Source organism: Thermodesulfovibrionales bacterium, assembly GCA_026417875.1.
In the GTDB taxonomy this organism is placed as follows: Bacteria; Nitrospirota; Thermodesulfovibrionia; order Thermodesulfovibrionales; family CALJEL01; genus CALJEL01.
Genome location: JAOACK010000002.1, coordinates 31,199 through 44,821 on the forward strand (window position 1 = coordinate 31,199; position 13,623 = coordinate 44,821).

Genomic DNA, 13,623 nt, shown 5'->3' on the forward strand with positions numbered 1-13,623 from the left:
AACTTTAAGTGTATACTCGATTCAGAAATCAGTACTTTGTCGCCTTTGTTTTTCTTTATATTCTATAGGTCTTTCTCTGAGCCCCCTTTTACCCCATATTCCCCTATGCTCTTCTTTTGCCTTTCTTTCAGCTCTAACAAGTCTGTCAACATATTTTACGTTCGGTGGCAGTGTAAAAAGTACAGCATATCCCTCAAGGAGCATCCTTTCATTAATAAAGACTCCTTCTTCAGTAAAGAGATAGACTAATAGTCTTTCATATTTATCAAATTTCTCCAGATCGGTCTCTATAAAAACAGTCTTGCCATTTCCAAGCATCTTGTCCAGTGCTTTTTTGGCTCTTTCACCCCAAGGTCTCTGTCCCATCTCTGGAGCATCTATTCCTATGAGCCTTGCCTTGTATACTCTATGGTCTATCTTCAATGAGAGGGTATCTCCATCATGGATATCAAGAACCACTGCTACTGTTTGAGCTGGCACATTATTTTCAGTACTTCTGTCTTTCTGGGAAAGGAGATAATATCCACTTGTGAGAAGAAAAAGAATTATAAAGATATATGGATATCTTGCCCTTCTCTTCAGAAGGGGATATCCTATCTTTCCTGATGGAGATCTGTGTTTTAAAAATAACTTCTCCTTATTTAACATTTTTCAGTACCCGCCTTACTGTCATCACAAGGGTTTTAGGAGATACCGGTTTCTGGATAAATGCCTTTGCTCCACCCTCAAGTATCCTGTTAATGTCAGAAAATATTTCTGCACTGTAGCCAGAGGAAAGGATTATCTTTGCATCCTCTTTTATTTCTTTTAATATCTGGAAGACCTCCCTTCCGCTCATCTTTGGCATTACAAGGTCAAGTATAACTGCATCAATGCTCTTTTCTTTAAAGAGCCTTATTCCCTCTCTTGGATCTGTTGCTGTGAGGACCTTGAAGCCAGCCTTTCCAAGTACATCCTTATAAAGATCACATATATAGGGTTCGTCATCAATGATGAGGATTGTTCCAGTTATTGCTTCGTCAAGCCCTTCTTCAATATCTGTTCCTTTGAGCTCTTCAGAATATACCGGAAGGTATATATTAAATCTCGTTCCCCTGCCCGGCTCACTGTAAAGATTTATGTATCCTCCATGATTTGTAATAATAGAGTGCACAATATACAATCCCAGACCAGTACCTCTATCAGGCTCCTTTGTGGTGAAGAAAGGGTCAAATATCTTGCTCTGAATATCAAGGGGAATGCCTGAACCAGTATCTTCTACAGTCAATTTTATAAAATTCATGCCCTTCTGTGGACCGATACTGTTTGCCGCTCCGTTTTCGCTACCTACAAGGTCTGTTGCTATCAGGAGCTTTCCACCCTCTGGCATTGCATCCCTTGCATTTATGGCAAGATTCATAAGCACCTGACTTATCTGGGAAGAATCAGCCCTTATGCTTGGAAGCCCCTCTTTCAATTTCAATTCAATATCTATCTCTGGAGGTATGCTCTTTCTTAAAAGCTCAACGGTCTCAATTATTATTGCATTAACATTTACAGACCTGAATTCAGCATGCTCTTTCCTTGACACTGTAAGAATCTTTTTTGCAAGATCTGCTCCCCTGTTTGCAGATTTTTCTATGATCTCTGCGTATCTGAAGAGATCCTCTCTGTTAGAGAGGGCATCTTTTAATAATTCCGCATACCCGAGAATACTTGTAAGGATATTATTAAAATCATGGGCAATGCCTCCAGCGAGGGTGCCTATCGCTTCCATCTTCTGAGCCCTGAGAAGCTGTTCATAAAGCTTTTTCTCCTCAGAAATATCCCTCTGTATGGAGACGAAATAGGTTAAATTCCCTGAACTATCAAAAAGCGGGAANATACTTGCAGCGGAAATATAAATCTCACCTGATTTTTTTCTGTTTATAAACTCGCCCTTCCAGGGAAGCCCGCTCAATATGGTCTGCCAGAGACTTCTGTAGAATTCACTATCATGAAGTCCGCTCTTAAGGATATTAGGATTTTTTCCCAGAGCTTCAGCCTTTGAATAACCTGTTACGGTCTCAAATGCACGGTTGACATAGACTATGTTACCATCCCTGTCTGTAATAACAATCATATCAAAGGCACTGTCTATAATACTTTTAAACCTCTTCATCTCTTCAATCACCTGTTCTCTCTGAAGACCTATGGCTATGTCTGCTGTTATTGCCTTAAGAATAGCCTCGTCTTCCTCCGTGAATTCACCATACTGTTTGTTTGCAAAATAAAGTGCTCCGAGAGGTCTGCCCTCTGCTGAAAATACTGGATAACCGATAAAGGAAGTTATCTCTGGATGGTCGTCAGGGAGCTTGCCGGAAAAGGCAGGATGATTTTTAATATCACTGATCCTTACAGGTGTCATGCTTAGCTGCATGAATTTAAGAATCCCTTTACCTTCGGGCATGATTGAGGGTTTTATTTCAACACCTGATACAATAAGGTCAGAGAATTTACCGTGCTGGTCATATATTGCAAGGGCAGCATGCTGGGCATCAAGAATCTCCCTTGAATATTCAAGTATATTTTTAAGAACGCTTTTAATTTCAGAAATGGTATTTAATTCAACAGCAATTTTATGAAGTATGATATATTTCTCTGACCTCTTTTCTAACTCTTCTATAGCCTTATTAATGGCACTGCCAAGATGATCCAGCTCCCTTATTCCGGTTACCCTCAAATTTATACCCTTTTTTAAATCACTTATAAGGCCGTTTATGGGCCTGAGAAGGTTTGATCTGAGAATTATGGATGTGAGAATAATTATAAGCAGACCGCCACCTATTAATGCCTCCCTGATAAGAGATAGAGATTTGAGTCCAGGGATATCCTTTTCGTCTATCAGCACATAGATGGTCGTCTTTGCCGAAGTTCTTTTTAGTGCATAGTATTTAGAACTATCATGTTTTAATTCTGTGACTTCTCCTTCATGAATTTCCTGGCCTTTTATTTTTTCCAGGAGTCTGCTATCAATATTAAATATTATTGATAGCTTTTCAGAAAATATGGCAAAAGGAAGTGTTTCAGGAAATTCCTTTTCAAAAAAATGGATCTCTTGAGAAGAGGTCGTTAACAATTCAAGCTCAATGCTTTCTGCCAGAAGCCTTTTCTGTGCATATTCTTTTATAAATCCTGCAGTAATTTTTTCGGTTATTATAACTGTCAGGAAGAGAGCTAAGATGATAACAGTTAGAAGAGGAAATATTATCTGTAGCTGAAGACTTCTCTGTCTCATCACTTCATAGGATACATAAAGTTATGAATCTTAGGCAAGTGAATTAGTGACTCTGAAAATCTGGCTGTAAGACCAGCCAGGATGATAGTAAGATTTTATGGGCATAAAAATTTACACGCCAGGAGCGGGGTTCTACGTGATCTCTGAAAGTTGACAATTAATATAAAGAATTCCTATACTTATTTTCATGGCAGGCTTGAGTGAAGAGATTTATAGAAAGGGATTAGAGTTATTTGAAGAGGGAAAATATCTTGAAGCAGAACCCTATCTGAGAGAGGTTATTCGCCAGAATCCTAGATATGCTGATGTCCAGAACAAGCTCGGTGTAATAGCAAGTATGAAGGGTGACCTGAGGAAAGCAGTTGAATATTTTGAGGCTGCCCTAGAGCTCAATCCCTTTTATACAGAGGCACTACTTAATCTTGCTGTAACTTACAATGAATTGGGAGAATTTCAGAAGGCCCAGGAGGCTTTCCAGAATGCCAGACAGCTTGTAATAAGTGGCAAAAAAAACATAGATCCCTATCTGGCAGGAAAGCTAGCCAATGAGCATTTTAAGCTTGGCAATCTATATTTTGATATGGACCTTTATGAAGATGCTATAGATGAATACAGGAAGGCCCTTGAGCTGCGACCCAATCTTCCCGATGTAAGGGTCAAGCTTGGTATGGCATTGAGGGCAATAGGAAAGATAGGCCTTGCTATTCAGGAATTCACACAGGCAAAGGAAATAAATCCTAACTTCGTACAGGCGTGGATTCAGCTTGGAATTACTTATTATATGCAGGGTCATGCAGGACTTGCAGTGGAGGAATGGAAAAAAGCACTTGAGATAAATCCTGAGCTAAAAGAGGTCAGGACCTATCTTTCACTCCTGAAAGCAAAAGATATTTCATGAATTTCAGCCAAGCTGCCCCAAGCCTTACAAGAGTTAATGTTAAAGAAAATCTACTCTTTATTAAAGACCTCTCCATTTATCACTTAAATAAATTAAAGGTGATTGACTCTCTTAACCTTTTAATAAAAAGAGCAGAGACATTCTGCCTGGTGGGAGAGAGCGGAAGTGGAAAGACCATGACAGCCCTTGCAATTATGAGACTCCTTCCAGAGGGGATGTCCTGTTCAGGAAGGATAATCTATAAAGACAGGGATCTCCTGACCCTTTCGCAGGAAGAGATGAGGAGACTGAGAGGCAAGGAAATTGCCATGATCTTTCAGGAACCAATGACCTCGCTCAATCCTGTACTTACAATAGGCTACCAGGTCTCAGAGATGCTTGTAACTCATATGGGTCTTTCAAAGAAAGAGGCATTAAAGGAATCAGTAAAACTTTTAAAAAAAGTAAATATACCTTCACCTGAAGAAAGACTAAGATCCTATCCCCATCAGCTCTCTGGCGGATTAAGGCAGAGGGTTATGATTGCTATGGCAATTGCCTGCAGACCAGAGCTTCTAATAGCAGATGAACCAACAACTGCCCTTGATGTCACAATCCAGGCACAGATACTTGACCTTCTTGACATGCTGAAGGAGGAGTATGGACTGACAGTGCTTTTAATAACCCATGACCTTGGAATAGTGAGGCAGCATTCAGATAGGGTTGGTGTGATGTATGCAGGCTCCCTCATGGAAATTGCTGAAACTGAGAGGTTATTTAACTCGCCTCTTCATCCTTACACAATTGGTCTTATACGGTCACTTCCTGAAATAAAAGGGATGGATTTGAAACCAATACCAGGCTCCATACCCACAATAAGAGAATTACCAGAAGGCTGCAGATTTCAGGATAGATGTGAAAGAGTTATTCAGGAATGTAGAGAAGCTGAGCCAGAACTAAGAGAGATTGAGAAAGGGCATTTTGTAAGATGTCTCAGGGTGTAAAAATTATAGAAGCAATAGAACTAAAGAAATACTTCAAGATTCATAATGGTCTTCTGAAGGCAGTTGACGGGGTCAATCTTTATCTTGAGAAAGGTAAAACGGTTGCTCTTGTTGGAGAGAGCGGCTGCGGAAAATCAACTCTTGCAAGGCTCGTTGTTAGGCTTATTGAACCAAGCTCTGGAAAGGTACTCTTTAAAGGTAGGGACATATTCAGCCTTAAGGGAGAAGAGCTCAGGATGTTCAGGCGTGCTGTACAGTATATATTCCAGGATCCCTATGCCTCTCTTAACCCAAGGATGAATATCCTCAGCACACTTTCAGAGCCTCTCAAGATTCACAGACTTGTAGAGAAAAGGGAGATTAAAGAAAGGGTTGCGGCTCTGTTAAGGTCTGTGGGATTGAACCCCGAGGATATGCATAAATATCCTCATGAATTCAGCGGCGGTCAGCGCCAGAGAATATGCATAGCAAGGGCGCTGAGCGTCAATCCTGAATTAATCGTTGCCGATGAGCCTCTATCAAGTCTCGATGTGTCTGTACAGGCACAGATACTTAATCTTCTTGGTGACCTGAGGAGAGATCAGGATCTTTCCTTTCTTTTCATAAGTCATGACCTCAGGGTTGTGCACTATTTCAGTGACTATGTTATGGTGATGTATCTTGGAAAAATCGTGGAGGAGGCTCCAGCAGAGGTGCTTTTCTCAAAACCGCTCCATCCCTATACAGAGATGCTTCTTGATTCCATCCCATCGATAACTAAACCTAAGACAAAGAAGGGTCCTTTAAGGATAGATGATATACCAAGTCCGGTTAATGTTCCTTCGGGTTGCCCCTTTCACCCAAGATGTCCGAAAAGATTTGAGCCATGTGATAGAATTGTACCCGAGCTTAAAGAGAAGGATGGCTCAAAGGTGGCCTGCCATCTTTATTAGAGTTAAATGCCATCTTATTCCAGAACTTTTACAACGAAGCTTTTTGCTTTCTTAAATTTTATTACTTTTTTGTCCAGCCAGCGGGTTCAAATTCAAAATATCTATACAAATAATACTTTCTTGAAATCTAAGTTCCTTAAATCTCAAATGGTGCCGGTGGAGGGATTTGAACCCACATGCCCCGAGGGGCGGGGGATTTTGAGTCCCCTGCGTCTGCCATTCCGCCACACCGGCTCTAAGAATTGGCATTAGAAATTAGAGTTATTTAAAGTTTTTGATGAAGTTTCTTATACTTCTGTCGTAGGTCTTTTCTATATGCGGTGAAAAGAAACAGGCGGGAAGCTCACCATTCTGCCTGTGATAATGCAGGCAATCACAGCACCTGAATTTTTTTGAGCAGGGTTCATAAGAGCAGGTACAGTATTTTTTATTCCTCTCAATCTTTGGACAATCCATTGATTCTTCCCTTTCTAAGTATTCCTGCAATATAATGGAAATTATCTTGCTTGATCCATCTCACCAGACCTATTTCATTATCATTAATTATGAGCACATGTCCTGGCTCAAGAGGAAAATCTGTTACAACGCAGAGACCACCTTCGCTTTTATTTATAATCCTTCCAGATGCCTCTACCCTTCTTGTCTCAAGGAACTCATGGATATTCAGAGAAAAGGTGATTTCCTCTGAAAGAACTATCCTTGGATATCTTCTCTTCTCAATCATTTAAGTTATTATATCATAAAAAATAAATTATTCAGTCGAATTAAATTATAATAAACCAGTATGGTTTTTGAATTGTTTAAAAAAGATTCAAGGGCACGGCTTGGCAGACTGATCCTCAAACGAGGTTCAGTTAATACACCTGCCTTTATGCCAGTGGGCACAAATGCTACTGTGAAGGCCCTTTCTCCTCAGGAGCTCAAAGAGATTGGTGCTGAGATAATTCTTTCAAATACCTACCATCTTTATCTTAGGCCTGGAGTGGATGTAATTGAGAAGGCAGGCGGACTCCACAGTTTCATGAACTGGGACGGTCCTATCCTTACAGATAGCGGAGGTTTTCAGGTATACAGTCTTTCTGCATTAAGGGAGATTACAGAAGAGGGCGTATGGTTTCGCTCCCATGTAGACGGGTCTCTGCATTTTCTTGGACCTGATGAGGCAATGAGGATACAGCAAATCCTCGGCTCGGATATCGCAATGGTCTTTGATGAATGCACTCCCTACCCAGCCACCTATGAATATGCACTTAAATCAATGAACCTCACACTGAAATGGGCTAAGAGATGCAAGGACCTAAAAAAAACTGATCAGGCACTTTTTGGAATCATACAGGGTGGCATGTACAGGGATTTGAGGATAGAGTGCCTGAATAGACTGATTGATATGGATTTTGATGGCTATGCAGTAGGAGGTCTGAGCGTTGATGAGCCAAAGGAACTTATGTATGAGATAATAGATTATCTTGGCGAAGAGATGCCTGAAAATTATCCCAGATACCTTATGGGTGTTGGAGACCTTATTGATGTCCTTTATGCAGTTGAGAAAGGTTTTGATATGTTTGACTGTGTAATGCCCACAAGAAATGCAAGAAACGGAACACTCTTCACCAGTGAGGGAAGGCTCAGCATAAAGAGAGCAGAATTTAAATATGACAATTCTCCTCTTGACCCTGAATGTGACTGTTATACCTGTCGGAATTTTTCCCGCTCCTACCTGAGGCATCTATTTCTCACAAAGGAGATACTCTCAATGAGGCTTAATACATTGCACAATCTTCACTTTTACCTGAATTTTTTTAGAAAAATGAGAAAGGCAATAGAGGAAGGAAGGTTTCAGGATTTCAAAAACTACTGGATAGAGCGTTTCAGAACCTCCTTACTTAATGACGAGGAAAGGATGAATGAGGTAATGGATGGAAAGGATAGGAGAGATTAAAAAGGTTCTTCTGGTAACACTTTTTTTGAACTTTCTGGTATCCCTTACTAAGATTGTCCTGGGCTATACAATAAAATCTGTTGCCATACTGTCAGATGGCTTTCATTCTCTTTTTGATGGAATATCAAATATAGTCGGGTATATTGGAATCACCCTTTCCTCGAGACCACCTGATGAAAAACATCCCTATGGACACAGAAAATTTGAGACTATCTTTACCATAGGTATCGGCATTTTAATATTTATTACCTGCCTGGAGATCTTTAAAAAATCATACAGGTCATTCGTGGAAAGCAGAACACCTGAAGTCAGTCATCCTGTTTTTATCATTATGGTCTTGACACTCCTGATTAATATCTTTGTTAATCGCTATGAGGTCTCAAGGGCAAGGTTGTTGAAGAGCGAATACCTGCTGGCTGATGCAGGACATACAAGTTCTGACATCTTTGTGACCACAGGGGTTATAATGGGTCTATTTCTTTCAAAACTTGGTATGCCTCAGGCCGACGCGATTATTGGTTTTATCATTGCTATTTTGATAGCTTTAGTTGGATTAAGAATTATAAGAAGCGCAGTAGACATATTAGTTGACACGGTCCAGATGGACAAAGAAAAGATATGTAAGCTTGTAATGGATGTAGAGGGTGTTACAGGATGTCATGATATCAGAACAAGGGGTACGAAGGAATGTATATTTCTCGACCTTCACGTGGAAGTTGACAGGACCCTGTCCCTTCAGGATGCCCATGATATTGCAGACAGGGTTGAGGAAAAACTCAAAAAACAGATACCTGCAATCAAGGATGTTGTTGTCCACATAGAGCCAGGAGAGGCTGGTAAATAGAAATAAAAATGAGGCCCTCATGTTCTGCCTTGTGAACAGAGGGCGTGATTCCTGGATATGAAAAGTTTGATGTTGCAATAATTAAAGAACAATATTAAAACAGCAGTATGAGAATGTAGGAATATTTTAAATTGTTAAAAAGGATTTTTAGACCGCAGAAACTTAAGAACTTCATCTACATTGCTCATATCCTCAAAGACCACATCAGCACCTGCCTTTTTTAAAGACTCAGGTTTATAAGGACCTGTGGCAACAGCTATACATCTTGCACCATAGGGTTTTGAACAGTATACATCTCTCGGGGTATCTCCGATAACAATACAATCCTCAGGCGAAAAGGTCCTTCCTGTGAGGAGCCTGAATCTTTGTATTGCAATCGGTAGAAGCCTGTTCCTGTCTTCATCATCACTTCCAAAGGCACCGGAAGGGAAATATCTGTTCAGTCCAAAGGGCTCGAGCTTTATCCTTGCACCCTGCTCAAGATTTCCTGTGAGAAGCCCAAGGTGTATTCCTTCAATCTCAGAAAGCCTTTCAAGAAGCTCCTTAATGCCGGGTTTTAGATGCTTCCATGGATTATTGATTTCCCTTCTTAGATTTTTAAGATAGGTCTCAATTATTACCGGAAGATTTCCGTCAAAAGAGATGCCGTGTTTCAATAATCCCTCTTTCATTATCTGAATATCAGTCTTTCCAGCCATGGAGATATCTCTAAAGGCATTCTCAATCGAGAAAAGCGCCCTGAACGTCAAGTCAAGAGACCTCGTTCCAGCCTCACCTGAATCAATGAGGGTACCATCTATGTCAAAAAGAATGAGCATTATTAATTATACAAAGTTTCTCTTCTTGAGAGCCACCTATTACTCTCCGCTGTTTACGAGAATCACAAATCCTGCAAGCATAAGGACTGTACCTGTTAGTCTTTCTCTGAAATTTCTTTCATTGAAAAAGATATGGCCGTAGATAACCCCTATTAGCAGGCTGAGTCTTTTTACAGAGATCATGTAAGAGACCTTTGTAAGGTCAAGGCTCATCATGTGAAATATTATCATTAGACCATAAAAGAGGCCGGGAAGAAAAAGCCTTTTATAATTTCCTTCAAGAAAGAATCTTTTTATACTCTTTCTGCCAAGCCATAGACTGACTGGAGCAGTTAATATGACTAGCATAGTAAAATAGGTAATTCCAAAAAAAAGTGCTGAAGAATGCTCAACTGCCAACTTTCCAAGAGATGATGTTATGCTGTAAATAAAGGCAACTGCTATCATCAGCAGTGAGCCCTTCTCCTTGCCGATTGCTCTGAAGGGTTCAAGGAATCCTAACCTGGCAGCCGAGATGTTTAAGACATATCCGCCTGCTACAATAAGTATTATTCCTGATGCTGCAAGGTTTGAGACTTTCTCTCCGGCAATTATTCTTGCTGAAATTATAAGAAATAGCGGAGTTAGACTCAGAAAGGGAAGGGTAAGGCCAAGAGGAGAGCTTTTCAGTGCCTTGATATAAAGAAACACGGTTATTATCTCAAGGGGAAGGGAAAGGCAAAAGGCATAAATAAATGTTCTGTCTATTTCCGGTATCTCGATAAAAAACCAGATAAAGCCGAGTAAAGGAAGGGTAAAAAGCAGTCTTGTCCAGGCAACAAGATATTCATCCTGATCCTGAACAGCCCTTTTTGTGAGTGCGTCCGAGGTAGCAAGTGAAAAAGCCGCACCAAGGGCAAGAATAACCCAGAGAGGCATTTATTTTTTTATATCCTTACCTGCTTGAAATGCCTTTCCAAGAAACTTTCCGGTACCATAATAGAGCCTTGTCTCCGGTACAAAGAAGAAGGGTTTTATCTTTTCAATGTCAGGCCTTTTATTTTCATCAAGTTTATCTTCATCAACCTTTACATCAAGAATTTCACCTATAAACTGGGTATGAAGACCTATCTCTACTACATGATTTACCCTGCATTCAAGTATCACAGGAAACTCCTTTACATAGGGTGCATCAACATGCTCTGCCCTCTCTGGTGTAAGGCCTGTGACTTTGAATTTATCTTCCTGCCTTCCTGAGACAATGCCAAAATAATCAGCCTCCTTCAGCTGTGCTTCAGAGGGTATGCTTACAGTAAAGACCCTCTTCTCCATAAGGTTTTCATAAGTGTAAGTGGCCTTTCTGACTGAGACAGCAACCGAGGGCGGCTGGCTACAGCAGATTCCTCCCCATGCAACTATCATTACATTTGGTTTTCCTTCTTTGTCATAAGTGCCAACTGCAAGCACCGGTGTTGGAAATAATATAGGTTTTGCACCGATAGATCTCTTCATAAAGCCTCCTGTTATGCAATGCCTTTTTTAAGGATATCATGAATATGAATTATTCCCTCAATCCTTCCTTCTTTATCAGGAACTATCAGGGATGTTATTGACTTTTCCTCCATAATTGCCAGTGCCCTTGCAGCAAGCTCTTCTGCAGAAATGGTCTTGGGATTCCTTGTCATAACCTCTTCTGCCTTCATATCAAAGAAGGCCTTTCCGTGTTTCTGAATGCCCCTCCTTAAATCTCCATCAGTAATTATGCCAAGAACCCTCTTATCTCCATCAACAACCGCTGTAACACCGAGCCTTTTCGAGGATATCTCCATTATTGCATCAGTCATTAATGTATCAGGCGCTACAATTGGTATGGAATCTCCTGTATGCATTAGATCCTTCACCCTTATTAATAGTCTTTTTCCCAAACTTCCACCAGGATGATACATTGCAAAGTCCTCTTCTTTAAAGCCTCTTTTTATCAGGAGTGCAACTGCCAGTGCATCGCCCATTGCCAGTGTAGCAGTTGTTGAGGCTGTTGGTACGATTCCAAGAGGACAGGCCTCTTCTTTTACTGTTACATCAAGAGTTACATCTGCCTGCTGGGCAAGGGTTGAACCATTGTTTCCGGTTATGGCTATTAGTTTTACGTTGAATCTCTTTAAAAAGGGAATGAGCCTTATTACCTCTTCTGTTTCTCCGCTGTTGGAGATTGCAATAACCACATCTTCTGAGGTGACCATGCCCAGGTCTCCATGGCTTGCCTCTGCTGGATGCATGAAGAAGGCAGGTGTGCCTGTTGAGGCAAGAGTGGCAGCAATCTTTTTTCCTATAAGACCTGATTTACCCATCCCTGTTACAACAACCCTTCCATTAGAATTAAGGATTATCTCAACAGCCTTTTCAAAGGAAGAGTTAAGCCTTTCAATCAGGCCATAGATGGCATGTGCCTCGATCCTGAGTACTCTTTTTGCTGTTTCAAGTATCTCGCTCATTTTAAGCTTGGTGATTTAAAAATTTTTAACTTGCTGTCAGACATTCCTCATAACTGTATTAATTGAATCCTCAATTATATCAAGAAACTTTTCAAGATTCTCCATGCTTATGCTCAGTGGTGGCATTATTACTATTATATTGCCAAGGGGTCTTATGAAAAGTCCTCTTTTAAGTGCTTCGTAGGCCACCTTCCATCCTGTTCTGTCAATATATCCAAAGGACTCCTTTGTCTTTCTGTCTCTTACAAGTTCTATTCCTGCCATAAAACCACACTGCCGGATATCTCCTATATTTTCATGTTCTCTCAATTTGTTAAATCTTTCTTTAAGAAATTCTATCTTTGGCTGAAGATGCTCCAGGACCCTATCTTTTTCAAAGATATCAAGAGAGGCAAGCGCAGCAGCGCATCCGAGCTGATTACCCGTATAGGAGTGTCCATGAAAAAAGGTCTTTGCCTCTTCAAATCTTCCAAGAAAGGCATTGAATATCTCTTCGGTAGAGATGGTTGCAGCCAGCGGAAGATATCCACCTGTTATTCCCTTTGAAAGGCACATAATATCAGGAATAACTTCTTCATGCTCTACAGCAAACATCCTACCAGTCCTTCCAAAGCCGGTTGCCACCTCATCAGCAATCATGAGTATATTGTATTTACTGCATAGCTCTCTCACACCTTTAAGATAACCTGGTGGCTGAGTTATCATACCTCCTGCTGCCTGAATGAGGGGCTCGATTATAAGAGCAGCTATCTCTTCGTGATGTTTTGATAGTATATCTTCGAGGACTGAGAGGCATTCCATCCTGCATTCCGGATAGGTCTTTTCAAGCTCGCATCTGTAACAGTAGGTTGAAGGTGCCCTGTATGTTTTAAAGAGAAGGGGCTTGAAGGTGCTGTGAAAGATATCTATACCTCCAACACTTACAGCTCCAAGGGTATCACCATGATAGGCATTGTTGAGACATAAGAATGCGGTTTTGCCTTTTTCTCCCCTGTGAATCCAGTACTGAAAGGCCATCTTTAATGCAACCTCAACAGAGGTTGAACCATTGTCTGAGTAGAAGACCTTTTTTAATCCCTCAGGTACAAGCTTTATAAGTCTTTCTGCTAGAAGTATTGAAGGTACATTCGCCATCCCAAGCAGGGTAGAGTGGGCGATTAGGTCAAGCTGTGCCTTGATGGCATCATTTATCTCCTTTCTTTTATGTCCATGGATATTTACCCATAGAGAGGAGACACCATCAAGATACCACCTGCCCTTTACATCCTTTATAAAACAATCCCTTCCCTCAACAATAATCACAGGCTCCCTCTCCATCCATTCCTTCATCTGTGTAAAGGGATGCCAGAGGTATAGTCGGTCAAGTTCAATAAGTCTGTTTATTTCATCTGCCTGTGAGCTCAAGAAAACCTCCTTAATTTAGCCCTAAAGCTTGTCTTTGAAAGGTAATTTATTATATGATTGATTCAGTCTCTAAAACAA

At 40.7% G+C, this 13,623-nt stretch carries 14 protein-coding genes and 1 tRNA gene; 5 read left to right on the plus strand and 10 right to left on the minus strand.

What is annotated here, in order from left to right; translation table 11 throughout:
- Nucleotides 1-21 precede the first annotated feature (21 nt).
- Both N2257_00700 and N2257_00705 read right to left on the minus strand, forming a co-directional pair.
- Nucleotides 22-648 (minus strand): thermonuclease family protein, encoded by a 627-nt coding sequence (locus tag N2257_00700; GenBank protein ID MCX7792916.1) that lies wholly within the window; start codon nucleotides 646-648, stop codon nucleotides 22-24.
- Nucleotides 638-3,256: a PAS domain S-box protein gene (locus tag N2257_00705; GenBank protein ID MCX7792917.1), complete on the minus strand. Its 2,619-nt coding sequence runs from the start codon at nucleotides 3,254-3,256 to the stop codon at nucleotides 638-640. The genes N2257_00700 and N2257_00705 overlap by 11 nt, the downstream gene beginning before the upstream one ends.
- A gap of 187 nt (nucleotides 3,257-3,443) precedes the next feature.
- Between N2257_00705 and N2257_00710 the strand changes: the two genes are divergently transcribed.
- The 3 genes from N2257_00710 to N2257_00720 are packed head-to-tail and all read left to right on the plus strand — an operon-like array spanning nucleotide 3,444 to nucleotide 6,069.
- Nucleotides 3,444-4,154, plus strand: coding sequence for a tetratricopeptide repeat protein (locus N2257_00710; GenBank protein ID MCX7792918.1), 711 nt, complete (start codon nucleotides 3,444-3,446; stop codon nucleotides 4,152-4,154).
- Nucleotides 4,151-5,137 (plus strand): ABC transporter ATP-binding protein, encoded by a 987-nt coding sequence (locus N2257_00715; GenBank protein ID MCX7792919.1) that lies wholly within the window; start codon nucleotides 4,151-4,153, stop codon nucleotides 5,135-5,137. The genes N2257_00710 and N2257_00715 overlap by 4 nt, the downstream gene beginning before the upstream one ends.
- Nucleotides 5,122-6,069, plus strand: coding sequence for an ATP-binding cassette domain-containing protein (locus N2257_00720; protein ID MCX7792920.1), 948 nt, complete (start codon nucleotides 5,122-5,124; stop codon nucleotides 6,067-6,069). Before N2257_00715 ends, N2257_00720 begins: the two co-directional genes overlap by 16 nt.
- A gap of 148 nt (nucleotides 6,070-6,217) precedes the next feature.
- Here N2257_00720 and N2257_00725 read toward each other — a convergent pair.
- From N2257_00725 to N2257_00735, 3 genes are all read right to left on the minus strand, one after another.
- A tRNA-Leu gene (locus tag N2257_00725) sits at nucleotides 6,218-6,303 on the minus strand.
- Nucleotides 6,304-6,330: 27 nt separating this feature from the next.
- Entirely contained in the window at nucleotides 6,331-6,525 is a 195-nt protein-coding gene (locus N2257_00730) for a DUF6485 family protein (protein ID MCX7792921.1), read from the minus strand.
- Entirely contained in the window at nucleotides 6,506-6,793 is a 288-nt protein-coding gene (locus N2257_00735; GenBank protein ID MCX7792922.1) for a PilZ domain-containing protein, read from the minus strand. The genes N2257_00730 and N2257_00735 overlap by 20 nt, the downstream gene beginning before the upstream one ends.
- Before the next feature lie 60 nt (nucleotides 6,794-6,853).
- Between N2257_00735 and tgt the strand changes: the two genes are divergently transcribed.
- Together tgt and N2257_00745 are read left to right on the plus strand one after the other, a co-directional pair.
- Nucleotides 6,854-8,008, plus strand: a complete 1,155-nt coding sequence (gene tgt / locus N2257_00740; GenBank protein ID MCX7792923.1) for a tRNA guanosine(34) transglycosylase Tgt — start codon at nucleotides 6,854-6,856, stop codon at nucleotides 8,006-8,008.
- The gene (locus N2257_00745) at nucleotides 7,986-8,852 is read left to right on the plus strand and encodes a cation diffusion facilitator family transporter (GenBank protein ID MCX7792924.1); all 867 of its coding nucleotides are present in this window, start codon (nucleotides 7,986-7,988) and stop codon (nucleotides 8,850-8,852) included. Before tgt ends, N2257_00745 begins: the two co-directional genes overlap by 23 nt.
- A 134-nt stretch (nucleotides 8,853-8,986) precedes the next feature.
- Here the strand turns inward: N2257_00745 and N2257_00750 are convergent, their stop codons facing one another.
- The 5 genes from N2257_00750 to bioA are packed head-to-tail and all read right to left on the minus strand — an operon-like array spanning nucleotide 8,987 to nucleotide 13,545.
- Complete coding sequence (locus N2257_00750; protein MCX7792925.1) at nucleotides 8,987-9,670, minus strand: HAD hydrolase-like protein; 684 nt, start codon at nucleotides 9,668-9,670, stop codon at nucleotides 8,987-8,989.
- A 39-nt stretch (nucleotides 9,671-9,709) separates the two neighbouring features.
- On the minus strand, nucleotides 9,710-10,588 hold the full coding sequence (locus N2257_00755) for a DMT family transporter (protein ID MCX7792926.1): 879 nt from the start codon (nucleotides 10,586-10,588) through the stop codon (nucleotides 9,710-9,712).
- Entirely contained in the window at nucleotides 10,589-11,161 is a 573-nt protein-coding gene (locus N2257_00760; GenBank protein ID MCX7792927.1) for a flavin reductase family protein, read from the minus strand.
- An 11-nt stretch (nucleotides 11,162-11,172) separates the two neighbouring features.
- Nucleotides 11,173-12,141 (minus strand): KpsF/GutQ family sugar-phosphate isomerase, encoded by a 969-nt coding sequence (locus tag N2257_00765; protein MCX7792928.1) that lies wholly within the window; start codon nucleotides 12,139-12,141, stop codon nucleotides 11,173-11,175.
- Between the two features lie 36 nt (nucleotides 12,142-12,177).
- Nucleotides 12,178-13,545 carry an adenosylmethionine--8-amino-7-oxononanoate transaminase gene (gene bioA / locus N2257_00770; protein MCX7792929.1) on the minus strand — a complete coding sequence of 456 codons (1,368 nt, stop codon included), beginning with the start codon at nucleotides 13,543-13,545 and terminating at the stop codon, nucleotides 12,178-12,180.
- Nucleotides 13,546-13,623: the final 78 nt, after the last annotated feature.

Bases quoted from the DNA above. Each gene is read 5' to 3' on its own strand.
- N2257_00735 (MCX7792922.1), bottom strand. From the start codon at position 6,793: ATGATTGAGAAGAGAAGATATCCAAGGATAGTTCTTTCAGAGGAAATC.
- N2257_00755 (MCX7792926.1), bottom strand. From the start codon at position 10,588: ATGCCTCTCTGGGTTATTCTTGCCCTTGGTGCGGCTTTTTCACTTGCT.
- N2257_00745 (MCX7792924.1), top strand. From the start codon at position 7,986: ATGGAAAGGATAGGAGAGATTAAAAAGGTTCTTCTGGTAACACTTTTT.
- N2257_00720 (MCX7792920.1), top strand. From the start codon at position 5,122: ATGTCTCAGGGTGTAAAAATTATAGAAGCAATAGAACTAAAGAAATAC.
- N2257_00765 (MCX7792928.1), bottom strand. From the start codon at position 12,141: ATGAGCGAGATACTTGAAACAGCAAAAAGAGTACTCAGGATCGAGGCA.
- N2257_00710 (MCX7792918.1), top strand. From the start codon at position 3,444: ATGGCAGGCTTGAGTGAAGAGATTTATAGAAAGGGATTAGAGTTATTT.
- N2257_00730 (MCX7792921.1), bottom strand. From the start codon at position 6,525: ATGGATTGTCCAAAGATTGAGAGGAATAAAAAATACTGTACCTGCTCT.
- N2257_00700 (MCX7792916.1), bottom strand. From the start codon at position 648: ATGTTAAATAAGGAGAAGTTATTTTTAAAACACAGATCTCCATCAGGA.
- N2257_00715 (MCX7792919.1), top strand. From the start codon at position 4,151: ATGAATTTCAGCCAAGCTGCCCCAAGCCTTACAAGAGTTAATGTTAAA.
- N2257_00760 (MCX7792927.1), bottom strand. From the start codon at position 11,161: ATGAAGAGATCTATCGGTGCAAAACCTATATTATTTCCAACACCGGTG.
- N2257_00750 (MCX7792925.1), bottom strand. From the start codon at position 9,670: ATGCTCATTCTTTTTGACATAGATGGTACCCTCATTGATTCAGGTGAG.
- tgt (MCX7792923.1), top strand. From the start codon at position 6,854: ATGGTTTTTGAATTGTTTAAAAAAGATTCAAGGGCACGGCTTGGCAGA.